Below are 25,184 nucleotides of genomic sequence, written 5' to 3' on the forward strand. Positions count from 1 at the left end.
ATAAAATAGAGAACAAATAAAACTCTTTATTTTAATAATATACTCAAGCACGGAGATGAGTCCAGGGTTACTTTTCTGGACTATCCCCGTGCTTGAATTCACAATCCCCTTTACAGAAGGGGATTTTCCCCGATAGTCGGGCTTTACCTCTGTAAGGACTCTAATCTAAACTATCTGGCTTCGTCAAAGGGGACAGGTAGAAAAGCAGAAAACTTTTTCTTGTAACTCCTTGCAAGGGCAAGCGAAGCAGGATAAATTTAGTGGGTTTCTACTGTTCACCTACCCCTTTAACCCCTTTGCTTTTAATGGCGATGGCCCGTGCAATTCCTCCGCTTCCATCCACAATTTTAGCATGGAGGCTGATAAAGTAAGCGCCCCGGGCCGGAAGTTTTCCCAGGTTGGTGCAGAGTTCGGTCCAGCTCATTCCATATTTCAAACCGGCAACATGGGTAGGTTGGCCGGCTTCTACCGGTCCCATGCTGGGTCCATCTGTTGCCACATGCCATACTCCTTTGCTATGGAGATATTCCATAACTTCTGGAGTTGGTGCAGGCCAACCCGGAGCAGTTTTGGTGATTAAAGGATCAAAGGCCAATCGGTTTCCTTCAGGGAAAGGTTTATAATACTTATCGCTATAACTGCTGTAAAAGGCGACCACTTCACCCGGTTTAATCTCTCCATTCTTCTTCTCCCAGTCTTTAATCATATCCACAGTGATGGCAGGGCTTTTTCCATTTTCAGCTTTATCCAGAATGCTTCGAACATCGATAACATCCACAGGCCCCATCTGGCGCTCCAGAGGATAGTTTGAACCAGTCAGGGAACCTGCTTCTCCCTCAAAGGGGAGACCGCTTCCCTTGGGTGGAATGAAGTGTGCCGGGAAGTCAATTTGAGTTCCCGTATGCTCATCGATGATCATTCTTTGGCCGTAGTAAGGAAACACGCTTTGGGCTAAGTTGTTTTCATACTTCCCCTTGATAGGTTGGAACCAGTTGAAGGTCCATCTTTGGAACTGGTTATGGGTCGGCCAGTGTGCAGGGTAATTCTCTGCGATAAGAACGGTCAAATCTACAATTTCACCGTTGGCAATAGCCGCCGCAATGGCTTCACCTGCAGACATCTCTGCAGCAAAAGAGGATGAATTGATCAGGGAAAAACTTAAAACCATCATGAGACCGATTAAGCTTGCGAGAAATTTTTTTCGATTCATAGGAAAACCTCCTTCAGATTTATCTAAAAGGGTTAGTGGTCGATAGACTAAACTGAAGAATTAAATGTCCGACTGGTAAGATACCAGCCAATATCCAGCTTATGCAGGTAGGAGGAGTTCTGTCAATAAAAATTTCTTCCGACTTATTCCACTTCTTCTGCGTTTCAGGGTTTCATAAGTTTTTTAGAATAGGAAGAGTTTTTTATCGTCTCAAGGCATAGATAATCCCACCTATAACTCCCTGAAAAAGTACCATACCAAAGGTAATCCAGGTAAATGCAATAGCCTGAGCTGGGGTTACCTGAAACTGTCCCAGGAAAAATATATAGACAGCCTCCCGGGCGCCTATTCCATTAATAAAAATAGGTAGTAAAAGAACTACCGTAATAACCGGGATAATAAGGAAGTAATATAGCAGGGGAACCGGGAGGTTCAAAGCAAACGAAAGGAAGTAAAAGTGGAAAATAACATTAACCTGGAGAAGAATGGCCAAAAAGAATGCTATGATCAAAACTCGTTTGTTCTGTTGATAAATGGAGAGGGTTCCTAACAGTTTTTTTAATTTCTCTGTGATTTTATTTAAAAAAGGGTACCGGGTAAAAAAAGGTTGTAAAGCCCCTCCATTCTCAGGTTCTAGAAAGGCATTGATAAACTTATGGACACGGGGATGAAGGGCTGCAATAAATATTACAAATAAAACAAGTAAAGCACTGAGAGCCAGCCAGACCATGGGGATTTGCGTAAAGACCGAAAAGCCGAAGAACAGAGCAACCAGGGCAAAAAGTCCCAGGGCAAACATTCCTGTCAGACGTTCGACCATGACGATGGTTAAGGATTTGGTTCCGGAGTAGGTGTAGGGAATGGTATCATAAGCCCGAACTACGTCCCCACCTATGGTGGAGGGCAAGAAATTATTAAAAAAGATGCCAACCAGGTAAGATTTTATTAGAAATCCCAAGGGAACTTTAGCGCCTTGAGCTTCAAGGAGAATTTGCCAGCGGTAGGCACTGAGCAGGAAACCGATGATATGCAGTAAAAAGGCGGCTATGACCCAAAATGGATTCGCCGCCTTAAGGGCGGATCCAATGAGAGTTAAATCTGTTTTATATAACAGGAAGGAAAGAAGCAGGAAGCTGACGATACATTTGAGTATTAACACAAAAGTAGGAGGGTAGGAGTCTGAGGTAATGGGAGCGTATCTCTTCCATTCTCCTATTCTCCCAGGCTTTTTTTACCTCAAAGCCATCCCTGAGCCTTATACCAATTCAGGGTAATTCGGATCCCGGTTCTTAAGTCTACCTTGGGCTCAAACCCTAGAAATTCTCTGGCTTTTGAGATATCGAAGGATTGGTTCTTTAAAAAGAAGTCAAGTCGTCGGTGATGGAGAGGAGGTTGTAAATGGATCCATTTAAATACTTTTTCACAAACCGACGCTACAAATCGAGCCGACCAGACGGGAATTTTGAGTCTGGGGATTTTCACATTTAACTCTTCGGCGATGGTATCCACGAGTTGACGGAGTGTGACGGATTGAGCCCCGGCTATGATAAAAACCTCCCCTACTGCAGCCGGATGCTGGGCACAGAGTTTAAGCCCCTGAACCACGTCCTCTACAAACACGGGATGAACGAGGGTTTCTCCGGTTCCGATCATGAGAAAGACATGTTTTGCAATGGCATGAAAAAGCTTATAGGTGCGTCGGTCTCCAGGTCCGTAGATCCAGGCAGGTCTTATAACTGAGACCGGTAATTCATATTTCTCTGCATACTCTAAGGCGAGGAGTTCCGCCTGGTATTTGCTTTTCCCGTAGACGTTATCCGCTGCACAGGGAGAAGTCTCACGGGATGGAATTTCAGAGAGAGTTCCCATAACTCCTACGCTACTGCAATGGACAAGGGCCCTTAAACCGGCATAACGACAGGCTTCCAGTAAGTTCTGAGTCCCCTGATAATTAATATCCCAATACAGGGAGTTTGAAACGTTCACCGGCGTCAGTATACTGGCAAGATGAAAAACCACTTCTACATTACGTCCGATCTTTAAAGCCCTCTCAATAGATCCTTTATCCCGAATATCACCGTAAACCACTTCGGTGTCCATTTTTCGAAGTTCTTCCATGTTACTGGTCGGTCGAACAAAGGAAATAACTTCATGCCTATCGGCCAGTAAACTCCGCACGAGATGTTTACCTAGAAAACCTGATGCACCTGTAACCAGAATTTTCATATGGCAAGAATTCAGAAGTCAGAAACCGGGAACTGGAGTAAGAAATTCTGAATTCTGAATCCTGACTCCTGGTATCTTAAGCTTTCTTTGCCGAAACCATTAAAATATAGCCGGGTGTAAAGGAAATGAATTCATCTAGCCGTGAAATAACCCACAAGACCGGATAAACTAAAGAGTAGAGCTTGAAGGACTTCTGATGTTGCTTCAGATCTTCTGGAGAGGAGGGCGCTATACCTCCTTTCAGGCTTCCCTTATGCTGGCCCTTGTTGAGAATAAACATATAACTGTAGTTGACCACCAGTTCGATCAATTCCGAAAAAAACCTTGAGAAGGTGGTATACCCCGTTACTTTAAAGCCTCCTTTTTCCAGCTTTGTGCATAAATCTTCCAGGGAATATCCCTTTCGTACATGCCCATAGTCCGAAGGTTTGAAGCCGAGCCACCATCGGAGCCGATTCAGGATCAGGTCTTTTCCCCCTCGGGTGTGGGGTACGGTTACATACAGGCTTCCAGAAGGCTTAAGAACCCGATAAATTTCCCTAATAAATTCCTGATCTGTTTCGATGTGCTCCAGAAAGTCTATGACCGCCACACAATCAAAGGTTGCGTCCGCAAAATTTAAGCTTCTTCCATCTGTTAAAAAGACCGTATCTCCAACCAGCTTTCGAGCAATTTCTATTTTTTCCTTATCTCCATCTACACTTATCCAGTCACCTCCCCGCTTTCTAAGAAAAAAACTGGTTACCCCGGTATCACATCCAATCTCCAGGCATTTTTTTCCTGAAGTCGATTCAAGAAACGTATCCATCGCTCTAAGTTTACTTTGCTTCTTTAGAGATTTTTTTGCAACTTCCAATTGCCAGACTTTTTCCATTTCCATTGGATGAACCAGAGGGTCAGGAGAATGCGCCAGACTCTTCTTATCCCTTGTATCCTAACACGCTTTCTTTGAGAAAGGTTTTCAGGTTTAAAGTCGGAACGCCTAAAAAGGTTTTTCTTTTAATCATATCACAACCAGAGCAGGGAGAAAGGTCATGGCCCCGACCTTCTTTCATGAGTCTTCTAAGTTCCATCATGGGAGCCGAATTCCAGATTTCCTTGATCGAAGATTTGTTGACATCTCCCATATCTAAGTCACCGTAAAAATCCTGGGGACAGGGAGCTACTTTCCCGTTCCAAAAAATAACCAAAGCGTACCAGGGAAAAGTGCACGGGGAATAATAATCTGTATAATAACTTGGAACATGGTCTTTTATCTCGTAGCTTCCAGCCCAGTTGTGGGGTTCTTTAATAATGAGTTGATCTAAGGGAAGACCTGCAAACTGCGCCCGGAATTTCTTCTGTCTTTCTGCGTCCCTGGCTTCACCGGAAAAATCAATGACCTCAAAGATCGTATACGGCGTAGTCTGACCTAACTTTTTTTTCAAATGCAAAAAATTGAGAATATTCCCTAAGGTCTCATCAAAATCCGATCGTACCCTAATTTTCTCGTATTCTTCTTTTTCATAACCGTCAAAAGAAAAAGAAATAAGATCTAACCCTGAGGTCAGTAAAGCTCGGGCACGCTCTTCATTGAGCAAGGTGGCATTGGTATGGAGGCGGGTATAAATACCGCTTTCCTTGGCATACCGAATCATCTCGGGGAGCCGGGGGTGAAGGGTAGGTTCGCCGGTATGGTGAAGATTCACATCATAAACGAAGGTTTTCGCTTCATCGATGATTTTCTTAAACAGGGAAAACTCCATATACCCTTTGGCAAAGCGCCTCCCAAAACTTTGAGGACACATTACACAACGCAGATTACAGACGCTGGTGGGTTCTACCCAAAGACGCATAGGAAGATAATCCGGTTTCACCTTCCGAATCCAGTAGTTCCAGGCCATACGACCTAAGGTAACATAGCGAGTGAATTTAGTCATAAATGGGTCCCTTGTTTGTTGTCCAGGGTAGCCACACAAATGCAGAGAATCCGGAGACAAACCTTCGTTTTATTTTACCCTGTACCCTCTCTGTATTTCTGTGGCAAAGAACAACAGACAACGGGGAACGGGCAACCTACAGATATCGCTGATGCCACATTTCAAAAACCATCAAAGCCCACAACCGATGACTATGATTTTCTTTCCCGTGGAGATGTTCTTGAATCCACCGGTCTACATGTTTCCAGTTAAAATAGCCCCTTTTTTGGATCCGTGTCTCGGACAGGAGGTCCAAAAGAAGGGGTTTTAGTTCAGCCCGTAACCAGTTTTTGATGGGAATACTAAAACCCTGCTTCTTCTTGTAAATAACTTCCCTGGGAAGGAATTTTGCCATGGTTTTCTTAAGGATATATTTGGTTGTAAAACCCCTTAATTTTAGCTCGCTGGGAATTTTAAATGCAAATTCTACCACCTTATGATCCAACAAAGGTACTCTGGCTTCTAGAGACGTAGCCATGCTCATCCGATCTACTTTGGTGAGGATATCATCGGGTAGATAGGTTTTTAAATCTACGTATTGCTGACGGGCTAAAGGATCCGGAAATCCCGGAGTCTGGGGATTCCGGGGTCGAGTTTGATCAAAATAATATTGAAGGGACTTATCGGGAGTCTCGTCTGCCAGTTCTTTTTTAAAGAAGTCGGTATAAAGCCGGGATTTTTCTTCTTGCTTTAGAAAGGTCATCCAGCGGGCATGCATTAAAGAGCGAGGAAGTTCAGCTCCTTCTACAAAACGTTTGACCAGGTTAAGGATCCCTTTCTTTTTTTGGGATGGGGGAATAAGGTGAAGCCACCTGGCTATAAGGTGGTTACGGAGAAAACCCGGAATTTTTTCGTAATATTCTCCTATACGGTTTGCAATATACGTATCGTAACCGGCAAAAAGCTCATCCCCCCCATCTCCAGAGAGGGCAACGGTTACCTGCTCCCGGGCCATTTTAGAAACCAAATAGGTGGGAAAAATGGAGAAATCGCCCAAAGGTTCATCCAGATAATCCATCAGCGTCATGGCCAGATCCTCAATATTCGGTTTTAAAATAAATTCGTGATGATCCGTCCCAAAATGCCTGGCTACTTTTCTGGCGTAATCAAGCTCGTTATAGGATTGATCTTCAAATCCAATGGAGAAAGTTTTTACCGGGCGATCTGACATCTGGCTCATCAGAGCTACCACAGAGCTCGAGTCAATCCCTCCACTGAGGAAAGCTCCCAGAGGAACGTCACTGATCAGTTCCAGTTTCACCGACTCTTTTAATACCGCATAAAGTTGTTCGGCATACTCCTCCTCTTTTCTGGAAAGTGCAGAGGCAAGGGGATAAGATGGAGAAACACCCTCAAGACCCTCCCCCTGGGTGATCCCATTCCCGGCTTCCATATCCTCACTCTCCCACTCTATATCCCAATACGGCTTAATCTTCAACCCCTTATCCGACCAGACCAATATATGCGCCGGAGGAAGTTTGTAGATTTTCTGAAAAATGGTCTCAGGAGCAAAAATGTATTCAAAAGTTAGATAGCGATCTAAGGCTTTAAAATTAAGCTCACGAGAAACTCCTTTACAGGTTAAAATGGATTTTATTTCAGAGCTAAAAATCAGCTTTTCGGCATCCAGATAGTAATGAAGAGGCTTAATTCCCAAGGGGTCTCGTGCGAGGATCAGTTTTTTTTCCTTTTTATCCCAGAGGGCAAAGCCGAACATCCCCCGAAAGAGTCTTACACATTCCTCTCCATATGCCTTGTAGCTGTACAGGATAACTTCGGTATCGCTTCGAGTACGAAAGCGATAGCCTTTTTTTTCTAATTCTCTTCGGATTTCTTGAAAATTGTAGATTTCCCCGTTGAACACTATCCATAGGGATTTATCTTCATCGGACATGGGCTGATGTCCACCTTCGAGGTCAATAATACTCAAACGGCGCATTCCGAGTCCTATGGGGTATTCCAGGTAAAAGCCCTCATCATCTGGGCCACGGTGGCGAATGACCTCACACATCCTCTGAAGATCTCTGTTCTCAATCTTATATCGAGGATTTAAACTTACTATGCCTGCAATTCCGCACAATTTAGTAGGGTAATGAAGCGGTGAATGAGGGGTCCATTTACAGCTCATTCATCGCTTTGAATTCATCAGGATATAGTCATATACTTCGGCCGTTCGGGAGAGGTAGACTTCGTAGCTATATTTTGTCTTACTTAATTTGAGGGCATTTTGACCTAATCTAGCTCTGAGGGAAGGATCCTGAATGAGTTTAAGAATTCCCCGGGCAAAATCCTCCGGATTGGGTTCCGTCAATACGGCTACATCTGGATTAAGAGCCTGAGTATGGGTTAGAAGATTTGTGGCAACAATGGGTTTACCAGAACTGAGATAGGTATAAATTTTAAGGGGCGTATTTGTTCCCGTTTTTCGAGGTGACACCAAAATATCTGCTAACTGGATAAAACTGGGCATTTCTTCAACAGGTCTCTGTCCTATGAACAGGACCGATTCTCGCACACCGAGAGAGTCGGCCAACTCCAGTAACGTTTTCATTTGATCTTCGGTCCCTCCTACCAAAAGAAACTTAACATCTTTAACATGTCGGGTAACATATCGGGCACTTTCTAAGAGAAGCTCAATTCCTTGATAGGTCTCCAGAGTTCCTGTATAAAGGATAACCAGTTGATGTTCCAGATTTAACTCTTTCTTTAATCTTTTAACTTCCTCATCCTTTCCCAAGAAAGCATCTTCCGTTAAGTTAGGAATGTTTTCAATGAGGACCGTCTTCTTATCCGGCATGATCCGTCTTATTTTTTCCTGTAAATAGGGGCAGATGGCAATGACAATACTGGAGTATTTTAGAGCCCAGCGCTCGAATAATTCCAGATACCGAATAATCCGATGCGAACGGATGATCCCAAAATTAAAAAATTGCTCCGGTAAGCTGGAATGCATATCATAGACGTGGGGATATCTAAAAATCCTGTTTAAAGCGGCTCCCAAAAAAGTTCCTTCCTCGTGGGTATGAATACAGTCGTACTTCTTCTTCATCAGCAGAACCGTTGCTTTGATAAACAAGAAAATATCTAAAATCGGCTTTAGGAAGGAGGGGCCGATTTTTACCCGTTTTACAAAGGGGGGCTTCCAGGAGCGATAAATCTCAACTTGATCTATGAAAACATCCTTACCCAAGGGGTAAGTAACCAGGTCTATCTGATGACCCAGTTTAGAAAGGGCTTCTAAACGGTGGTACACACTAAAAGGGGTCCCTCTCGGTTGAAAAAAGGGCTCTGGTGCAACCATGAGAATCTTCATAGGCTTTAGGCTCACGTAGAAGAGTTGTTCAAAGGAGCTTTTTGTCCGGCTATCTGGTTAAAAACTTCCTTCTAACCCCAGGCTATCTTCTTTTCACGCTGTTAGAAATTAACCCGGCTAAAGGTCAATGTCAAGAAGAAAATAGGCATATGAAAGGAAATTTCCACGTCGCAATGCCTAGGAAAGGATTAGGAATTCTCGTAGAGGAATTGGTCTAATGAGCCATCTTTTCTATTTAGCGAAATGCGTCAAAAGTCTTTTTCGTTCTTGTAGCCTGAAGGATACATTTTTCAATGGCCGGTACCGGACGTGTTTCAGTCGCACGAGCTGCCTGTCAACTCCGGACAAAGACATCTAAGGAAAGTATATTCAAAGATTACTCAATTTTTGGGACAACATGTCATAATTTTATGACACAATACCTTAAAGACTCTAAAAGGCTTCGAAACCGCTATATAAACAGGTTTTAAAACCATGCTCTTTCTTCCAAACGTCATTTTTCTACGACAGATTCGCCCAGGCTTAGGGGGGTTATCGCCTTAAAGGGATCAGAAGATTTTGATTTCGCGCTCAAGACCTTAATAATCCGCCTCTGGCATCAAGTTTGTAAGACTAAAAAAAGAACCTCCTAGATTTAATAGCGCCTGGGTAACTTTCCTGAATAAGAAGTTACCTGGGACCTGTTTTTAAACATTTCAAAGAAGGTGAGGTATACTCCCTGAAAGGTTAAAAAAGGTTAAAAGGGGTCTTTATTAAAACACCCAACGTGTAAGAATTGTGGCTTGAAAGAAAAGCCACACCCTGTTCGCCCTGGGTTTGTCGAAAGGCAAGTCCTTTACTATCATCTCTAGCTAATCCCGAAGAGTTCCTCAGCTTAATAAACCCACCATAAACCTCAACAAACCCAGGGCGAACTATATACTTTTTCTTACTTTTCCGTAATCTGGAAGACCTGGCTCTCCCCGCTCAAAACTCTGTCGGGAGTTAAAATTTTTATTCGATAGTTCCCTTCGGGTAGATTTTCGGGAATATGCCAGCAGTAATTAAACCCCGATACATGGGTAGCAACCTGGGAAACTAAGCTCCCATCCGGTTTATAAAGCTCTATATCGTATTTAAAAAAGGCAGGATTACGCAAGCGTCGTATAATCCTGGGATCTAAGGACCATTCGATAGTAGTAGCAGCCTGACAGGGTAAGCCTTTAGACCATATCGCTCCACCGCCCGGTTTATTGACAATAATCGACTGGTTTCCTAACCCATAAATTTGAGCTACTAAAACGGGAAACAGAAGCAGAAATTTAAGTTGATTCATAATTAAACCTCCCGATCCGTTAAATTTACACCCCAACCGATCAACCGTCTTCCAAATACCCCGGCTTAACTGGTTTATCAGGTTTATCTTATAGAAGCCTCCAGATCTGGAGGGCCGTCTATATATTTCAGATTAAATTTGAACTTAAATCACAACCCTGTCTTTAAGAAGGGGAACCTGTTCATGGGGGTAGAGATTTTATTCTTGTCTAATTCAAATATAGTTGCCCCTTTAAGGGGACAACAACCTTAAATCTTCAAAAAGATCTTGCATAACGACTTTACCTTGTATAGCATCCGGGTCACCCGGCAAACAGGAAGATTTTCTCAATCGATCTATAAGAGATCTATAAAATAGGGAGAATTAAACATGAAACCCCATTGAATTATCGTTCAGAGTATCCTGATTCATCTGAATGCGCACTGCAAGGGTTTACCTGAAGGTGCGTTCAAAGAGAGTCAAGTTGCCTATGAGGATTTATTTCAATTTAGCCCAAGCCGAAACGCAATGAAATCCGTTGTTCTTGACAGAAAAATCCAGGGCAGGTATCTTTCTTATAAGTGTCCTGGATGAGACCAGATAAGCGATAATATCGGCCATTTACTAAAGCAAAGGCCATAAAGTTATGAAATGCCCCAGTTGCGGTACAGAAATTTCAGATCGTGTAGAGGCTTGTCCTGATTGCCATTTTACTTTGGTCCTTCTGGATTCTCGACTTCCTCCTCCGCCGGTTCGATCTGGTTATGTTAATGACTTTGCAAAGGTTCTTTCCAAGGAAGAGGTCCTTCGAATTGAGCAGCGTTGCCATGAGATATTCTTAAAGACCCAAGCCGAGTTGATAGTGGTTACAGTTCCCAGGACAAAACCCGTTAAGCCTTCGGAATATGTTTTCTGGCTTGCCAATCGATGGGATATGGGAGGGACAGAGAATCGGGGGATCATGATCCTTCTCGCTTTGGAAGAGCGTCGGATTGAGAGCGAAGTAGGTTATTCCCTGGAGCCTGTAATCACCGATGAAGAATCTTTTCAGATCTTGCAAAGGCATGTGGTTCCTTTTTTACAGAAGGGGAATTACGGTGAAGGGCTCTACCAGGCAGTGAATATTTTGGGTCAGATTATTGAAGGGACTCAAAAAGCACGAGAACTTAACTGGTGGAAAAAACTGTTTTAAGCTTCCTCTGCTTACTCGGCTGGGTTCTTATTTTACCGATCCAGGCTCAGATTCAATATCCTGAACCTCAAGGCTGGGTCAGTGATTTTGCCAACGTTTTAACCCCCCAAATTCGAGAAGAACTCAACAACCTTATTACAGATGTGGAAAAGCAAACCACGGCTGAGATTGCGGTGGTTACGGTGGAGAGTACTGCTCCTTTAACTCCCAAACAGTATGCAACGGAGCTTTTGAACCGATGGAAAGTTGGCAAGAAAGGGAAGGATAACGGCGTTCTGATTTTATTGGCCGTAAAAGACCGACGAATTGAGATTGAGACCGGGTATGGGGTGGAAGGAATCCTTCCAGATGGAAAGGTAGGGGAGATTATCCGCACGTACATGGTTCCTTATTTTAAGAATAATCGATGGGGAGAGGGATTGATAGCCGGAACCCAACAGATCGCCCGGGTTATTCTGGAAGACACCCAAACTTCCCCTACTTCCTCAAAAAAAGTCGAACGCCGGTTACCAACGGGCGGATTTCTTTACCTGAGCGGTTGGATTTACTTTATCTTTTGGATCTTCTACCTGGGGATTCAGAATTTACGAAATCGAGCTTTGCCCTTGGGTCTTTTAGCCTTGCTTACCCTGCCCGGGCTTTTCTATTTGTTTTTTGCTTTTTTTCCTTTCATTATTCCTTTTATTCCAGGTGCATGGGCATCCGTTCAGAATTTGAGAAATCGATGCCCTCGATGTGGGAATCGGATGTTGGTCCAGAAGAATACGCTCCGACCTGCATCTTATTCAAGTATGGGACTTCGTGAGGTTGTTTATACGTGCCCGGTATGTGGATATCATGAGGTAAAAATGGAAACGACACCCAGGCTGACTCGCACCTCTTACTACGGACCATACGGTGGAGGCTCTTTTGGCGGATTTGGAGGATCTGGCCGAAGTTCTGGCGGTTCTTTTGGAGGTTTTGGAGGAGGCTCCAGTGGGGGCGGGGGTGCCGGGTCGAGTTTTTAATAACGACAGGAGGAGGTTATGCTTCGACGGCCTTACACTTTCTATAAAAAAACTCTCTTGATGCTCTTGCTCATTTTATCAACCTCGGGATGTGGTTACAATACCCTGGTGGAATTAGATCAGCGGGTTAATTCTGCCTGGGCCCAGGTAGAAAATCAATTGCAGCGTCGGTCCGATCTGATTCCGAATCTGGTTAATATTGTTAAAGGTTATGCCGGTCATGAAAAGGAGATTTTTCAAAATATTGCCAACGCCCGAGCTGCCATGATGAACGCAAAAAGTATTCCGGAGAAAATAGATGCCTCCAATCAAATGGAAACAAGCCTCCGGCAACTCTTTGCCGTCGTGGAAAACTATCCTCAACTTAAAGCGGATGCCACCTTTGCCAGACTTATGGATGAAGTTGCAGGAACGGAGAATCGTATTGCTGTGGAGCGAATGCGATACAATCAGGCGGTAGAGGCCTATAACAGTTATGCCCGAAAAATCCCCGTGATTTACACGGTCAAAATTTTTGGATTTGATAAGGAGAAGCCTTATTTTAAGGCAGTTGAAGGGGCTCAAACTGCTCCTCAGATTAATTTTAATAGATAAAAAGGAGTCCTAAACATGGGTCGAGCTTTCCCGGTAATTTGTATAGGCGTGGGAGCCCTCCTGGCCATCATCGGAGCCTTTTATACGATCGGTCTTTTCTTCCAGTTTGATAGATCCCAGGGACCTTTTGCCGTTGACTTGATCGGGTTCCTTGCTTTCGGATTGGCTCCTCTGGGAATCGGTCTGTTGGGAATGGGATATGGGGTTTATCAGATTATCCGGACCAAACAGACTGAGAAAGCAAAACGCAATGCAGAACTTGAAAACAGAATCCTTCAGATGGCAAAGTCTAACCCCCAGGGATTGGCCACCGGGGAGTTTGCCGCCAATAGCCCATTCACCTTACAAGAGGTAGAAGAGAAGGTAGGCCATCTCTATGTTCAAGGAGTTTTGGATATGGAGGTAACAGAGGAAGGTACGATAGTTTATAAACTTCGAACCCCCCTTAAATAGGAGAATGGAAGACCGGGAGAAGAAAGATCTTCGGCCCTCCCCCGGTCTTCCATCTTTTTTAGTTCATTAATGCCTGTAATCGGACTTTAGCTCGATGGGCTAAACTATAATCCGGTCGTATCTCGAGGGCTTTGGTATATTCTTCGATGGCTTCATACCATTTACCCTTTTTCTCCCAGACTCGTCCTAAATTGTAGTGGGGATAGTGGTAGGCTTCGTATCGCTTTGCCACCATGGCTTTTTTTAGATAGGGGATGGCCTCGTCATAACGCCCTAATTCAATTAAGTAAGCACCAATATCATTGTAAGGATTTCCAAAATCTGGGTCTGTTTCAATAGCCTTTTCGCACTCCTCAATAGCCTCTTCGTACCGCCTCATAAAGCTGTAGGTCCATCCCAGAAAGGTATAAGCTTCCGCAGTCGGATAAACTTCGATGGACTGCTTGTAGTAATCGATAGCCATTTCTAGCTCTCCTCTCATCTGGTACTCATAGGCTATTTCGAAGAGTTCCATGGCTCTATCTCGATCCTCCATTTCAATCCATCTCCTCCCTGTTCTAAGGAATATTTAAGGAATAGTGCCAGGTACTATTTCGTGATTTACCTTACGAAATAAACCTTCGCACTATATCCTGCAAGCTTTACAAGAGGCCTTTGAGTATTTTGTTTTCCTGGGTAAGCTGCTTAATAATTTTATAAGCCTGATTCAATCGCTGAGAGAGTTCTTTATTTTTATCTGTTAATTTACCAATAGTTTGATTACTTCCCTGAATCCGATTGGATAAGGTTTTGATGAGCGCAAGGGCTATTTCAGGTTTTTTATGAATATAATCGGACAAAGTTTCCTTGGTCATTACCTGGACCTGGGTAAAGCCTCTGGCTATTGCGGTTATCGATCTGGGTTTATCAGCGAACAGGGCCATCTCTCCAAAAAAATCCCCCTTTTGATAAACAGCGAGAACTTCCTTCTCCAACTCACCCCATTGAACAATCTCCACCTTCCCTGATTCAATATAATACATCTTATCTCCAGGGTCTCCCTTTTCAAAGATAATATCGCCGTCCTGATAATAGGCACAAGGAAGTGGATCACTATCTGAGGAAAGAAGAAGATCGATACCTTTCGTACTTCCCCACAGGCCTTCTTTGTCATCTCCTAAAATATAATCTGAAAATTCTTGTTGGGAAGGTGCAAGGGTCCCCTGGGAAGTGGTGGAGGTAGATAGGGGGGATTTCCCTTGAGTCTGCCGGAGCCGTGTCTCGATATTTTGGACGGCTAAGGACGATATAACCTCGAAGGCTTCTAAAACCCCTTTACCTTCTCGGGCTACAGATTCGAAGTAAGGTAAGTTACCCGGATTCAAATCCCGGTTCAGCTCTTCCAGGGTAAGAATGCCGTCCAGGTCTCTTTTGTTGTATTGAAACACTAAGGGAATATCCTCTAACCGTCGGTTATATCCGGCTAAGTTAAACTTCAAATTCTCAAGACCCAGAATATTCGTCTTTCGACGGGCTCTTTGTGAATCGGCCACAAAAACAATGGCATCCACTCCTTGAAGGACCGCTTTTCGTGTGTTATTATACTTCACCTGACCGGGAACTGTATAAACCTGAAATCGAAGGTTAAAATCCTGAACCTTTCCCACTTGAAGGGGAAGAAGTTCAAAGTAAATCGTTTGATCATCCTCTGTAGCCAGAAAAAATAGCTCACCCCTCCGCTCCGGAATGACATGTTCATGAATATATTGCAAAGAAGTCGTTTTTCCTCCCAATCCGGGCCCGTAATAAACAATTTTACCTATAACCTCTTTGGTTTTATAGTTGAAGATCGCCATAACTATTCCACTTGGGATTAAAAGGGATCTGGCTCTCCACCAAAAGCCCATCTGGCAAAATGATCATACCAAAGTTCTCGAATCTCAGGACAACTTCTTAAGGCTTCTTGCAATTCATCATCGGGTAAAACATGAAGCTTCGCAAACAGATCCCTTAAATTCTCCTCGCTCAGATTCTTCACCTCTTTTTCCAAGATTTTCAGATCAAACTTATCCCGGAGCTTCTCCCACTCTTTTTGGTCTTGAGGAGAAGAATCTAGCTGAGTGAGAAACTTTTCAAGATCTTTTGCTTTAACAATAATGTGGGTCTTTTTCATAAAAGGCTCCTTAACCCTCCATTAAATAATTAACTCCTGGGTTTTTATAGAAAAGATCAAACGGGGAAAAAATTCGGTAAATAAACCGTACCAAAAAAAGTTTTAACTGGCAAGCAAATTTTTCTCGTTTCCAGGACTCAACCTCCATGTAATAGACTTAAGGGTGAGTAAAAAAGTTCCAACAGGTGACGGAGCTTGGAGGTTTTTAGATTCCGTTTGCCATTTTATCCCTATCTCTTTCTATCATCAGGCCTGTGCAAAAAGCCCATCCCCTTTCTTACTCCCCGTATGGGGGGATGATACCCTCTTTCGAATCTTCCGCTCTATAAACCGACCCCCTTCAACGGCCTGGTCTTTGAAGTAAGTTATTTTTTCACGGATCTCCCTTTAATTTTTATCTACCTTGGGTTCCTTATCTTTCTGTTGAGAGTCTAAAGAAGTGGGTATCACAGGTTCTGGTTCATAATCATAGTGTCGCAAGGCCGGAAAGAAGATCATAATACCTATGACGGCCAGGATAGCGCCGATGCCCCCACTTACAATGGAAAATACTACCCCAAACCACTGGGCTACAACTCCCGCTTCTAACTCCCCCAATTGAGGTCCACCCATAAAAAAGATCATATTTACGGAGATCATTCGCCCCCGCAGGTGGTCAGGGGTATGGAGTTGGCGAATAGTCCCCCGGATGACCATGCTGACAGTATCGGCGGCTCCGGTCAGAAACAGGAAGATGAAGGATAAGACAAATGTCCTGGAAAGGCCAAAAGCCACCGTTGCTAATCCATAGATGGCCACACTTCCTAAAATGAGAGGCCCTTGCTTCCTAATCCGACCGAATAAAGAAAGAATGGCTCCCATAGTAACAGCCCCAATAGCCGGAGCGGTATATAGCAAACCGTAACCCTTCGGGCCTATATGGAGAATTTCCTTGGCAAATAAAGGAAGCAGGGCTTCTGCCGATGCAAAGAAGGTTGCAAAGAAGTCCAACAGCATGGTAGATAGGATCATCGGAGAGCGACGAACAAATCGTAGCCCCTCCAGCATGGCCTGGAAGCTAATCTCCCCGCGCAGACTGTGGGTGGTATATGCCGGTAAATTCATGCGTACCAGGGCAATAATAACCGTGAAAAACGAGATTGCGTTGATCAAATAAATAACGGCAACATGGCTAACCGACAATACGACTCCGGTCAGGGAAGGCCCTACAATAGAGGCTATCTGAAGCACGATAGAATTTAAACTGATGGCATTGGATAGATGTTCTCTGGGAACCAGAGCAGGTATCAGCGCCTGACGTGCCGGGTTATCAAAAGCAACTGCTGAAGCCAATAAAGCGGAGATCAAATAAATAAGCCAAACCCTATCCCAGCCTGAGAAGGTCAATATGGCCAAAATACCGGCCAATAAGGCCATAATGCTCTGGGTCAGGAGCATCAATCGCCGTCGATCTACAACATCTGCAACAACACCACCCATCAAAGAGAAAAGTAAAACGGGGATTAATCGGGAGGCACCAACCCCTCCAAGGGCCAGCGGGGATTCGGTGAGTTCAGAAATATGCCACAAGATAGCCGCCGCTTGCATCTGAGACCCGATCCACGAGATAAGCTGACCCAACCACAGAAGACGGAAATCACGATATTGTAGAGCAACGAATCGGGTCCGTTGAGAAGCTTTCATCATGAGGGTCAATTTACCAGGGAGGAGGTATTCCGTCAAGTTACAGTTGCGAAATTTTAACGATTCAGCCTGGGTAACCTGGGGAGCGGTTTATTTTCTATTGGTCAGGAAACTCTAAACGGAAAATTTGGTCTTTATAGCGCTACCAATCCGTTAACACCTGAAGAATTAAAAAAGGCCGGGGTATTTTGGCTGATGAATCCAAAGACTCCAACGTTTATATCAGTCGGCTGCGTGTTCGATACACCCGGGATAAATTTCCAGAAGATCTTGTATTTCAAGAGACTCCGAATCAACAAACTTTTCAGGGCCGATATATCTTCTGCCATCCCTTCACAGGAGAGATGAAGTGTGCAAAAGGATTAAGTTATCAGAAATCTTTATCGGAACGTTACGGGCAGCAGGCGCAAATCCTGGCCCATCTTACCGGAGAAGATATCCAGGAGATTCGGAAAAAGATGGAAATAGCAGATCCCATCGATAAAAAATCGACTCCGGGGGGGAAGAAAATTTTTGAGTAAAAAGTCTCAAAAGAGGGGAAATGGGAGAATGAAGGATTGCCTCTACCAAGGAAGCCCCCTTTCCTCTATCCCCCCGCATGGGGGGGGGAATTGATTGAATGTCTATTCTCCCATTCACCCCTTCAGCGGTTCTTAATTTACTTGTCTGCCGGTCGAACCTCGAAGAGGATCAGTTGGGTTTCTTTGTTCTTATCACCTTCGACTCTGGCCATGTGGGTTCCGGCCGGTTCGAAGTAATATTGGCCTTCCTTATAAGTGTCGGCTTTATCTGTGGTGATTGTCAGGCTTCCGGAGGCAACCCATCTTATACCGGGGCCTTGATGGGTATGTTCTCCGATAAATCCCCCAGGTGCTATTTTTAAGCTGACCAGTATCATTTTATACTTTCCGGCAGTCAGCCCATCGACCTCCTGTTCTAGCGTGGTCTTGGAGGTAATTCCTTTTTTTTCTTGAGCGGCCTGGGCTTTAGTCTCTCCCATAGGGAGTATCTCAAAAACTAAAATTTTTACAGGATCTTTGCCTTCATTTTTATAACTGTGATGAACTTGAGGGGTTTCGGCAAAGGATTGACCAGCTGTATAGGTTTTAGTCTGTCCATCTTCTTTGGAGGTAAGGGTTCCGGAGATTATATAACGGGCTCCCGGACCTCCATGGGTATGTTCACTCATGGAACCACCCGGTTCAACGGTCATTTCTACCGCACGCATTTTATACTTTCCCTCGGTTAAGCCGTCCACAACGGCTTCCAATAAAACCTGCCGACTCACCCCTTGGGCTTCTACAGCTTCAACATTCTGTGGATTAACAAATAAAATCCACAGGGATAAAAATACGTTTAAAATCACCCATTGCGTGATAGCTTGTTTTGACATTATCCACCTCCTTAAAGGGTTCAGGAGTTGATGGGAAAAATTTTTGAACTCCCCCTGAGAACCATTGGGAATTATAACATATATTGTAAGTAGAACAAGGACCTGTCAACTGGAAATTTTAGGAGAGATGTATGGAGCAAAAAAATTTACCCCATCAGGAGTTCAAAAAAATTATACAGACTATTTCTAACCAGACGTATCCCAACCTATATTTCATTCTGAAGGCAAGTTTTGGGGTTCTATCGCCGGGTCAGAAATTAGGCGTTTTCTCAGCTTCTTTTAATCCTCCTACCATCACCCATGTAGAATTGATTAGAAAAGCCCGGCAAATCTTTAACCTGAATGAAGTCTTACTTTTAGCCAGCCCTAGAAACGCCGATAAGACAAACTATGAAGCTTCTCTGGAAGACCGTTTAAAGATGCTGCTCCAGGTCTTCTCATCCCATTCCAAAGTTTCTGTCGGGGTCTGCAGCCATCCTTATTTTATTGATATGCTCCAGGCTATTCAGGCTGATTATCCTGAAAGAACCGAAATTTATTTTATCGTGGGATATGATACCCTGGAGCGAATCTTAGACAGAGAGGGTAAATACTACCCCCGTTATTATAAGAAATACACAAACCGAGAAGAGCCGCTCAAAGATTTATTTGCTACCGGCTATTTTATTGTAGGGGGTGGAAAAGCCAGCTTAATAGCGTTGAGAGAATTACTGACAAAAGAAATGGACCCCGGTCTACTGGCTAAAATTCATTACCTTGAGTTGCCCGATTCTTATCCTCGGGCTACAGAGGTACGAAACCGTAGGAAGCAGGGACTTTCCATAGAAAAATTAGTCCCTCCAGAAGTTCAACGCTACCTCGAAGAAACCGGATTATATAGCAATAAGAACAAATAATAAGGTCCTCCCCGCCGTCATGGTAGGGAATCTCTATCTTCCTCCTACCATTCTCCGTCGGCTAGGTTTTGGCTCCTAAAAGGCTAACCGTCAGATCGTCAAATTGGACAATGGAATTTTTTCTGGTCCATAAACCTATTTTACCCTTACTGAAAGTAGAATCTTGCGCTTTAATATAAAGTTTCTCATCCAGATATCCTTCGAACTGATCGCCTTTACATTGAATTCTAAGGGTATGCCATTCGTTAGGAGTAATCTTTACCGTTTTGCTGGCGATCCGGACCGGTTTTCCCCTGGTAAATCGATAGAGGCTATAGTTATTTTTTAAAGCATCGGCCCGGATGACGTAGTAATTATTAGGATCCTGATAACGAATTACAATCCCACCGGCTTGTGCTGTTTTTCCAGATTCCGGTTTAAACTTTACAGCTACATCCAGATCCTGGTAATCCCCTTCATCCAACAGGAGAAGTTGAAACTGGGCATCGGTTTTCCCTGTGTATTGGGGGGTAAGTACCCAGTTTTGATTAGAGAGGGAGGAATCTTTTATGATTACCCATTTAACTTGAGAACCTCGACCGGTTCGAAAAGCAGAAAATCCCTGAGGAGATTCTCCTTCTTTATCTGCATCGAATCGATAAGTTAAGATCTTGTTGCCATCGGTGTTTTTAGCCGCCGGAGTCTCTACCGGAAGATCTCTCGTCGGGGTATTCTGTAGAGTAGAATGGGTCATGGTATCCGATGGCTGTTGAGGTTTGGTATCTCCAGAAGGCTTTTCCAGAGGTGCGCTTTTTTGGCCTGACACTACCTCATTACCCGGAGCTTTTTCAGATTGAGATAGTGGATTTAACTGGATCTGCGGATTAACCGGACTTTCGGTTTGAGTCTTTCCTGACAGATTAACCTGGCTTTCGGTGTCGGTCTTCCCCACAGTTTTACTTTTTTCATGAGAAAAATCAGGTATTTGTGGAGACTTGTTAAATAACAAGAATAACCCCCAGGCACACAAGGGGGTAATCAAAATAAACAAAATCCATTTGTTCATGGTGCTCATGGAACAAAACTCCTTTTTCTCAAAAGGTCTTTATGATTCAGATCTAAGATCCGAAATAATTATCTTTATAACAAATTAATTTCCTGCAAAGAGTATGCAAAAAATGAGATTTCCAAAGGTTTAACCATCTTTTTATAACTTAAAGTACGTTTTTTAATTTTACTATATAATTTTTTTGCCGGTAGAAGTAACCTGTCCAAACGATTTTCGTCCATCACTGGGGAGCCAGCATACGTATCAAGCTGAGAAAGGGAAAAAGCCTTATTTTCAGCCTGAATACCCCCTTCCCCCCTCGAGGGGGGAAGGGGGTGTTTCCCCATACGCGCCAGGTTAAGCTGAAAAGCCCGTCAGGGCCAACCGTAGGTAACCCCCGATAGAAGTCGGGGGATTCAGTCAGTCAGAATTTTTTCAAGCTTCAGGGTCGTGTCCTGTTAAACAGATCGCCCCGCTGGGCTAACCTTCTTATTCTGACACCTATTGGTTAGGGGATGTTCAGACAGAAAAAGTGATACCTAATAACTTGTTACAGTCACCCCTAAAAAACATATCCTTGACGGTAGAAAAAGGGTCTGGCAAAATAAAAGTATGGAAAAGTTACTCGGCCCTTTGTTAAAATACCCCAGACTTGCCTTGATAGTCCTTATGATTCCGACCCTTGTATTTGCTTTCTATGCCTGGCATGTTACCGTGGATCCTTCCAATGAGTCCTTACTCCCTCAGGGTGATATAACCGTTGAATACTTAAAAGAATTTAACCGGATATTTGGCAGTGATGAGGTTATTGTCATTGCATTACATTCTCCCCAACTTTTTACGGAAGAAAACTTTGCCTCACTCTCGGCTTTGACAGATAAAATTTCGCAGATTCCATACGTAACCCAGGTGGTTAGCCTGGTTAATTTCAAGGATGTTCGAAGTGATGTCTTTGGACCGGCTTTAAGAGTTCCTTTTGAAGAGGTTCTTTCCCATAAAAAAACTCTCCAGGATTTTGCCTCTGAAGTAGCTCAGAACCCCCTCGTGCAAAACCTCCTATTATCCAGAGATGGAAAGACTACAGCCATTCTGGTAGATATAACTCCCCGGGAAGGAGATCCCTTTTATCGAAAGAAGATCGTGGAAAAAATTCGAGAGATAATAGCAGAAGCCGAAAGTCAGGAATCAGGGGTTGGGGATCAGAAGGATAAGGTAAAACATCCCTCCTCAAAACTTGATTTTTACGTTGCCGGTATTCCGGTTGAGGTAACCGATTTAGCAGAGTATATTCGCCGAGACCAGAAGATCTTCCTTCCCTTCATATTTCTGATCATTACCCTTGCCTTGAGTCTAACTTACTCTACCGTCCTGGAAGTTCTTCTACCTCTTCTGGTCATGTTTTTGAGCCTTATCTGGACCATTGGATTATACGGTTTACAGGGAAAAGCTTTGAATGCCATTACCACCTTATTAACCCCTATTGTCATGGTGACCTCCGTTGAAAACGTTATTCACTTTCTGAACCGGTATCGAGAAGATTTTTATAATCTGGGGGATCCACAGAAAGCCCTGGTAAGAAGTTTCTCCATTATTGCAATTCCTTGCTTTCTTACCAGTTTTACAACGGCTATCGGTTTCGCTTCGCTCATGGTAAACCCCATTCCTGCCGTTCAGGATTTTGGTATTTACGCATCCCTGGGAGCTACCTTCGCTTATTTTCTGGCCATGACTCTGGTACCTCTTACGATCGTGCAGGTCAAGGTCGGAAAGTTAGATCCCTGGAAGGGTAAAAAATGGGACTATTTAGAAAAGCTTTTATCCTATCTAGAAGAGATCATCCTTTCCAAGAAAAACTGGGTTTTGTCTATTACAGGAATTTTATTAGTTGTCTCCTCCATGGGTCTGTTTCATATTAAAATAACAACGGATATTATCCGTTCCTTTAAATCTACAGCTCCCTTGTATCAGGCAACTCAATTCATCGATGAACATCTAACCGGGGTAAACTCCCTGGAGATTACCGTTCGGGGTCCAAAGCGACTCGAGTCGGTTGAAGGATCCAGCGTTCAAAGCCCGGAATCTGAAGCCCTCAATTCCAGGATCACTTTAAAAACCTTGAAAAAAATAGAAGAGCTGCAACAGTTCCTGAATACCTTTCCCGAGATAGTTAAAACCCTATCTCTGGTAGATCTGATCAAAAGGCTTTATCAGGCAGACCATGAGGACGATCCGGCTTTTTATCGATTGCCGGAGGATGAATCAGACCTTGAAGAATATCTGGACTTCCTGGCTACCTCCAAAGATCGGGAATATCTCCAGTTTATCACCGAAGACCTCTCCCTTGTCCGAATTTCTTGCCGCGTAAAAGCTATAGGAACCGATCGTTCCCAGCAAATGCTTCAACAGATCCAGACTTATATTAACACGGCTTTCCAGGAGGGAGAGGAGATTCGCATTACGGGAAGCATGTTGGTATTATCTAATATGTCTACTTACCTGGTTCGTAACCAAATCAAAAGTATGGCTGCTGCCCTACCTTTGATTTTAATTTCCATGGGTCTACTTTATCGGTCTACTTTTATCGGTCTCATGAGCGCGATTCCCAACCTGATTCCCATTCTGATGGTGTATGGCTTCATGGGCTGGACCGGGGTTGAGTTAAGTGTACCGACAGCCATGATATCCAGTATTGTCATTGGATTAGCCATCAATAACACCATTTACTTCCTCTCACGGTTTAAACTCGAATTTCCAAAGTTAAAGGATTATACCTCTGCCATTCAGGCCACCCTTAAAAATACAGGAAGAGCCATGATCGCCTCATCGATGATCCTGGTGCTTGGTTTCTGGGTTGGTATTTTCGGAAGTTTTAAGCCTTCTATTTACTTTGCTCTGCTGACCGGGATGACCCTTTTGTTGGCTTTGATCAGTAATCTGATTATCCTTCCCTTAACCCTCATTATTTTTAAACCTTTAAAATAGTACACTGTTTACTTAATTTTGGACTTATAGGGCTGCTTTCACTCCCCAGAGGGATAACTCAAAATTAACTTTACAAAGTAATAGGAGGTCAGGTTATGGTGGGAAAAATTATTTTTTATTTTTTGAGTAGCTTAAGCCTGATTGGGTTTCTCTTATCCGTCCCTTCAGGTTATACAATGGTAGACAGTCGTTTACTATTTACGTTAAAAGATCAACTGGATCGGGAAGATTCTCTTATCAATTATAAGGGGAATGTGGTGGTGCTTCTGGCAGCCGGAAATGGGAAGACTCTGAGGAGGATCAAATCCTGGGAGGAAACCCTAAGGAAAAGATATGGGGAAACCCTCAAAGTTCTTCGGGTTGCCAACGCCGAGGAGGCTAAAGATAAAACTCCCGAAGAGGTAAAAAAAACTCTCCGGGAGCATGTCCCTGAAAAGATCTCCTTGCTTATCGATTGGAACGGTCAGGTCATCCGATCCTTTAATCTCAATCGTCAAGATGTGAACGTGGTTATTTTTAATAAGGACCTGGATATTATCTATACCGACTCTGGAAAAGTCGAAGATCGTAAAGAGAAAGTTTTCCAGGTATTGGATAAGTTATTAAGATCGAATTAAAAGGATCAAGGCATCGTGCTAAAGATTGTAATGCCTCTTCGTTTGTTGGTGGCGCGGATCGTCAAAGTGGAATATATCCGGGTTGGCTCCTTTGGTCAGCGCAAGATAATAACTGAATAACTGCAGAGGTATTATATAAACCAGAGGGGTTAATGCTTCCATCATTTTGGGCAGGTTAATAGTATGAGTTGCAATCTTTGCCAGGTTCTGATCCTCCTCTTCTACCAATGCAACGGTTGTAGCTCCAATGGTATTGGCAACTTTCACGATTTCAAGGCAGCGTGAATAGCTGGGCCCTGGAGGAGCGATAACCCATACGGCCATTTTATCACTGAGCCCTGCCACAGGTCCATGAAGGAATTGTTCCGCCTGGAAGCCCTCACAGGGTGTGTAGTTAGTTTCCTTCATTTTGAGGGCAACCTCGTAGGCAGTTGCTGTGTTGGGACCGCCTCCTACAAAGACCACGAATTCTTTTTCTGTGAGTTCTTGCGCAAGCTCCTGGATATGGGCCTCTGTTTCCAGGGCCCGTTGAATAAATTCAGGAACACGGGTCAGTTGGGCCCTGGCTACTTCAATATCTTTACCTACATGGCGTCCCAGTTGTATAATTAGAGCCGCCAATAAAGATAGTGCCGTTGTATAACTTTTGGTATGTGCAGCCGAGATTTCCTGATCAACGGTCATTAAAACGGTATGGGCTCTGTGAATACCCTCGGCGGAGTCCTTACCGGTAATAACTATGGTCGTAGCACCCCGTCTGTTGGCCTGTTCAAGGGCTTGCAGGGAATAATTCTTAGTTCCCCGATGGCTTACTACCAGGACCCCTGTATCTTCTCGAACAGGGGGAGGATAACATACAAATTCGAAGGAATGGATGGCACGGGTGGGAATAAAGTCATCTACCAGGAGGCGCATAAAATATTCTCCCACCAGTACGGCGTGAAAAGAAGTACCAATCCCGCAGAAATACCAGCTACCTTGCCGTTTCAGAAACTCAACGGCCTGGTCTAGTTGTAAGGTGTTGGCTTGTAATACCTCGTGAATCAAGGCAGGTTGGGCTCGAATGGCATCATACATGTGATAGGGATGTGCATTACGTCGATTTAATTCTGCCAGAGTCATTGAATTCGTCATTATGATTTTCCTCCCGGTCAATATAAACTTTTAGACCCCTTTTCATGATTCGG

23 protein-coding genes are annotated in these 25,184 nt (G+C 43.8%); 8 read left to right on the forward strand and 15 right to left on the reverse strand.

The genetic code is table 11. The features are described from left to right. Positions 1–268: 268 nt before the first annotated feature. The 8 genes from VNM22_18935 to VNM22_18970 all read right to left on the reverse strand — a co-directional run bounded on the left by VNM22_18935 (position 269) and on the right by VNM22_18970 (position 10,022). A complete protein-coding gene (locus VNM22_18935; GenBank protein ID HWP49239.1) occupies positions 269–1,210 on the reverse strand; it encodes a cyclase family protein in 942 nt (313 codons plus the stop codon). 202 nt (positions 1,211–1,412) lie between these two features. Then, the gene (locus VNM22_18940) at positions 1,413–2,369 is read right to left on the reverse strand and encodes a lysylphosphatidylglycerol synthase transmembrane domain-containing protein (GenBank protein HWP49240.1); all 957 of its coding nucleotides are present in this window, start codon (positions 2,367–2,369) and stop codon (positions 1,413–1,415) included. Between the two features lie 77 nt (positions 2,370–2,446). Further along, positions 2,447–3,436, reverse strand: a complete 990-nt coding sequence (locus tag VNM22_18945; GenBank protein HWP49241.1) for an NAD-dependent epimerase/dehydratase family protein — start codon at positions 3,434–3,436, stop codon at positions 2,447–2,449. A 76-nt stretch (positions 3,437–3,512) separates the two neighbouring features. Beyond that, positions 3,513–4,316 (reverse strand): class I SAM-dependent methyltransferase, encoded by an 804-nt coding sequence (locus tag VNM22_18950; GenBank protein HWP49242.1) that lies wholly within the window; start codon positions 4,314–4,316, stop codon positions 3,513–3,515. Between the two features lie 40 nt (positions 4,317–4,356). After that, a complete protein-coding gene (locus tag VNM22_18955) occupies positions 4,357–5,355 on the reverse strand; it encodes a radical SAM protein (protein ID HWP49243.1) in 999 nt (332 codons plus the stop codon). Between the two features lie 136 nt (positions 5,356–5,491). Continuing rightward, on the reverse strand, positions 5,492–7,522 hold the full coding sequence (gene asnB, locus VNM22_18960; GenBank protein HWP49244.1) for an asparagine synthase (glutamine-hydrolyzing): 2,031 nt from the start codon (positions 7,520–7,522) through the stop codon (positions 5,492–5,494). Next, entirely contained in the window at positions 7,523–8,707 is a 1,185-nt protein-coding gene (locus VNM22_18965) for a glycosyltransferase family 4 protein (GenBank protein HWP49245.1), read from the reverse strand. It lies immediately after the preceding gene. 928 nt (positions 8,708–9,635) lie between these two features. After that, on the reverse strand, positions 9,636–10,022 hold the full coding sequence (locus VNM22_18970; protein HWP49246.1) for a hypothetical protein: 387 nt from the start codon (positions 10,020–10,022) through the stop codon (positions 9,636–9,638). A gap of 625 nt (positions 10,023–10,647) precedes the next feature. On the opposite strand from VNM22_18970, the gene VNM22_18975 reads away from it, so the two are divergent. The 4 genes from VNM22_18975 to VNM22_18990 are packed head-to-tail and all read left to right on the forward strand — an operon-like array spanning position 10,648 to position 13,247. Next, positions 10,648–11,193, forward strand: a complete 546-nt coding sequence (locus VNM22_18975; protein ID HWP49247.1) for a TPM domain-containing protein — start codon at positions 10,648–10,650, stop codon at positions 11,191–11,193. After that, on the forward strand, positions 11,175–12,200 hold the full coding sequence (locus VNM22_18980) for a TPM domain-containing protein (protein ID HWP49248.1): 1,026 nt from the start codon (positions 11,175–11,177) through the stop codon (positions 12,198–12,200). The genes VNM22_18975 and VNM22_18980 overlap by 19 nt, the downstream gene beginning before the upstream one ends. Before the next feature lie 18 nt (positions 12,201–12,218). Beyond that, on the forward strand, positions 12,219–12,794 hold the full coding sequence (locus VNM22_18985; GenBank protein ID HWP49249.1) for a LemA family protein: 576 nt from the start codon (positions 12,219–12,221) through the stop codon (positions 12,792–12,794). 15 nt (positions 12,795–12,809) lie between these two features. After that, positions 12,810–13,247 carry a hypothetical protein gene (locus VNM22_18990; GenBank protein ID HWP49250.1) on the forward strand — a complete coding sequence of 146 codons (438 nt, stop codon included), beginning with the start codon at positions 12,810–12,812 and terminating at the stop codon, positions 13,245–13,247. Between the two features lie 58 nt (positions 13,248–13,305). On the opposite strand, the gene VNM22_18995 is transcribed toward VNM22_18990, so the two are convergent. From VNM22_18995 to VNM22_19010, 4 genes are all read right to left on the reverse strand, one after another. Continuing rightward, positions 13,306–13,782: a tetratricopeptide repeat protein gene (locus VNM22_18995; protein HWP49251.1), complete on the reverse strand. Its 477-nt coding sequence runs from the start codon at positions 13,780–13,782 to the stop codon at positions 13,306–13,308. Positions 13,783–13,888: 106 nt separating this feature from the next. Continuing rightward, on the reverse strand, positions 13,889–15,082 hold the full coding sequence (locus VNM22_19000) for a cyclic nucleotide-binding domain-containing protein (GenBank protein ID HWP49252.1): 1,194 nt from the start codon (positions 15,080–15,082) through the stop codon (positions 13,889–13,891). A 17-nt stretch (positions 15,083–15,099) separates the two neighbouring features. Beyond that, positions 15,100–15,399: a hypothetical protein gene (locus tag VNM22_19005; GenBank protein HWP49253.1), complete on the reverse strand. Its 300-nt coding sequence runs from the start codon at positions 15,397–15,399 to the stop codon at positions 15,100–15,102. 387 nt (positions 15,400–15,786) lie between these two features. Beyond that, complete coding sequence (locus tag VNM22_19010; GenBank protein HWP49254.1) at positions 15,787–17,085, reverse strand: MFS transporter; 1,299 nt, start codon at positions 17,083–17,085, stop codon at positions 15,787–15,789. 185 nt (positions 17,086–17,270) lie between these two features. Here VNM22_19010 and VNM22_19015 point away from each other — a divergent pair, with 185 nt between their 5' ends. After that, complete coding sequence (locus VNM22_19015) at positions 17,271–17,603, forward strand: hypothetical protein (GenBank protein ID HWP49255.1); 333 nt, start codon at positions 17,271–17,273, stop codon at positions 17,601–17,603. 137 nt (positions 17,604–17,740) lie between these two features. On the opposite strand, the gene VNM22_19020 is transcribed toward VNM22_19015, so the two are convergent. Then, on the reverse strand, positions 17,741–18,475 hold the full coding sequence (locus VNM22_19020; GenBank protein HWP49256.1) for a cupin domain-containing protein: 735 nt from the start codon (positions 18,473–18,475) through the stop codon (positions 17,741–17,743). Between the two features lie 131 nt (positions 18,476–18,606). Between VNM22_19020 and VNM22_19025 the strand changes: the two genes are divergently transcribed. Next, entirely contained in the window at positions 18,607–19,371 is a 765-nt protein-coding gene (locus tag VNM22_19025; GenBank protein ID HWP49257.1) for a nicotinate-nicotinamide nucleotide adenylyltransferase, read from the forward strand. Between the two features lie 61 nt (positions 19,372–19,432). Here the strand turns inward: VNM22_19025 and VNM22_19030 are convergent, their stop codons facing one another. Continuing rightward, entirely contained in the window at positions 19,433–20,425 is a 993-nt protein-coding gene (locus VNM22_19030) for a family 16 glycoside hydrolase (GenBank protein ID HWP49258.1), read from the reverse strand. A 585-nt stretch (positions 20,426–21,010) separates the two neighbouring features. Here VNM22_19030 and VNM22_19035 point away from each other — a divergent pair. Beyond that, complete coding sequence (locus tag VNM22_19035; protein ID HWP49259.1) at positions 21,011–23,380, forward strand: MMPL family transporter; 2,370 nt, start codon at positions 21,011–21,013, stop codon at positions 23,378–23,380. A gap of 95 nt (positions 23,381–23,475) precedes the next feature. Next, positions 23,476–23,997, forward strand: coding sequence for a hypothetical protein (locus VNM22_19040; GenBank protein HWP49260.1), 522 nt, complete (start codon positions 23,476–23,478; stop codon positions 23,995–23,997). Between the two features lie 18 nt (positions 23,998–24,015). On the opposite strand, the gene VNM22_19045 is transcribed toward VNM22_19040, so the two are convergent. Continuing rightward, positions 24,016–25,131, reverse strand: a complete 1,116-nt coding sequence (locus tag VNM22_19045; protein HWP49261.1) for an SIS domain-containing protein — start codon at positions 25,129–25,131, stop codon at positions 24,016–24,018. Between the last annotated feature and the right edge of the window lie 53 nt (positions 25,132–25,184).

The organism is Candidatus Limnocylindrales bacterium, from assembly GCA_035559535.1.
Lineage (GTDB): Bacteria > Moduliflexota > Moduliflexia > Moduliflexales > JAUQPW01 > JAUQPW01.

What these genes read in the sequence shown, in the direction of transcription:
- VNM22_19000 (HWP49252.1), bottom strand. Translation starts at nt 15,082, where the DNA reads ATGGCGATCTTCAACTATAAAACCAAAGAGGTTATAGGTAAAATTGTT.
- VNM22_19045 (HWP49261.1), bottom strand. Translation starts at nt 25,131, where the DNA reads ATGACGAATTCAATGACTCTGGCAGAATTAAATCGACGTAATGCACAT.
- VNM22_18935 (HWP49239.1), bottom strand. Translation starts at nt 1,210, where the DNA reads ATGAATCGAAAAAAATTTCTCGCAAGCTTAATCGGTCTCATGATGGTT.
- VNM22_18970 (HWP49246.1), bottom strand. Translation starts at nt 10,022, where the DNA reads ATGAATCAACTTAAATTTCTGCTTCTGTTTCCCGTTTTAGTAGCTCAA.
- VNM22_18990 (HWP49250.1), top strand. Translation starts at nt 12,810, where the DNA reads ATGGGTCGAGCTTTCCCGGTAATTTGTATAGGCGTGGGAGCCCTCCTG.
- VNM22_19005 (HWP49253.1), bottom strand. Translation starts at nt 15,399, where the DNA reads ATGAAAAAGACCCACATTATTGTTAAAGCAAAAGATCTTGAAAAGTTT.
- VNM22_18975 (HWP49247.1), top strand. Translation starts at nt 10,648, where the DNA reads ATGAAATGCCCCAGTTGCGGTACAGAAATTTCAGATCGTGTAGAGGCT.
- VNM22_19020 (HWP49256.1), bottom strand. Translation starts at nt 18,475, where the DNA reads ATGTCAAAACAAGCTATCACGCAATGGGTGATTTTAAACGTATTTTTA.
- VNM22_19025 (HWP49257.1), top strand. Translation starts at nt 18,607, where the DNA reads ATGGAGCAAAAAAATTTACCCCATCAGGAGTTCAAAAAAATTATACAG.
- VNM22_19040 (HWP49260.1), top strand. Translation starts at nt 23,476, where the DNA reads ATGGTGGGAAAAATTATTTTTTATTTTTTGAGTAGCTTAAGCCTGATT.
- VNM22_18965 (HWP49245.1), bottom strand. Translation starts at nt 8,707, where the DNA reads ATGAAGATTCTCATGGTTGCACCAGAGCCCTTTTTTCAACCGAGAGGG.
- VNM22_18955 (HWP49243.1), bottom strand. Translation starts at nt 5,355, where the DNA reads ATGACTAAATTCACTCGCTATGTTACCTTAGGTCGTATGGCCTGGAAC.
- VNM22_18945 (HWP49241.1), bottom strand. Translation starts at nt 3,436, where the DNA reads ATGAAAATTCTGGTTACAGGTGCATCAGGTTTTCTAGGTAAACATCTC.
- VNM22_18995 (HWP49251.1), bottom strand. Translation starts at nt 13,782, where the DNA reads ATGGAGGATCGAGATAGAGCCATGGAACTCTTCGAAATAGCCTATGAG.
- VNM22_19030 (HWP49258.1), bottom strand. Translation starts at nt 20,425, where the DNA reads ATGAGCACCATGAACAAATGGATTTTGTTTATTTTGATTACCCCCTTG.
- asnB (HWP49244.1), bottom strand. Translation starts at nt 7,522, where the DNA reads ATGAGCTGTAAATGGACCCCTCATTCACCGCTTCATTACCCTACTAAA.
- VNM22_19035 (HWP49259.1), top strand. Translation starts at nt 21,011, where the DNA reads ATGGAAAAGTTACTCGGCCCTTTGTTAAAATACCCCAGACTTGCCTTG.
- VNM22_18950 (HWP49242.1), bottom strand. Translation starts at nt 4,316, where the DNA reads ATGGAAATGGAAAAAGTCTGGCAATTGGAAGTTGCAAAAAAATCTCTA.
- VNM22_19010 (HWP49254.1), bottom strand. Translation starts at nt 17,085, where the DNA reads ATGATGAAAGCTTCTCAACGGACCCGATTCGTTGCTCTACAATATCGT.
- VNM22_18985 (HWP49249.1), top strand. Translation starts at nt 12,219, where the DNA reads ATGCTTCGACGGCCTTACACTTTCTATAAAAAAACTCTCTTGATGCTC.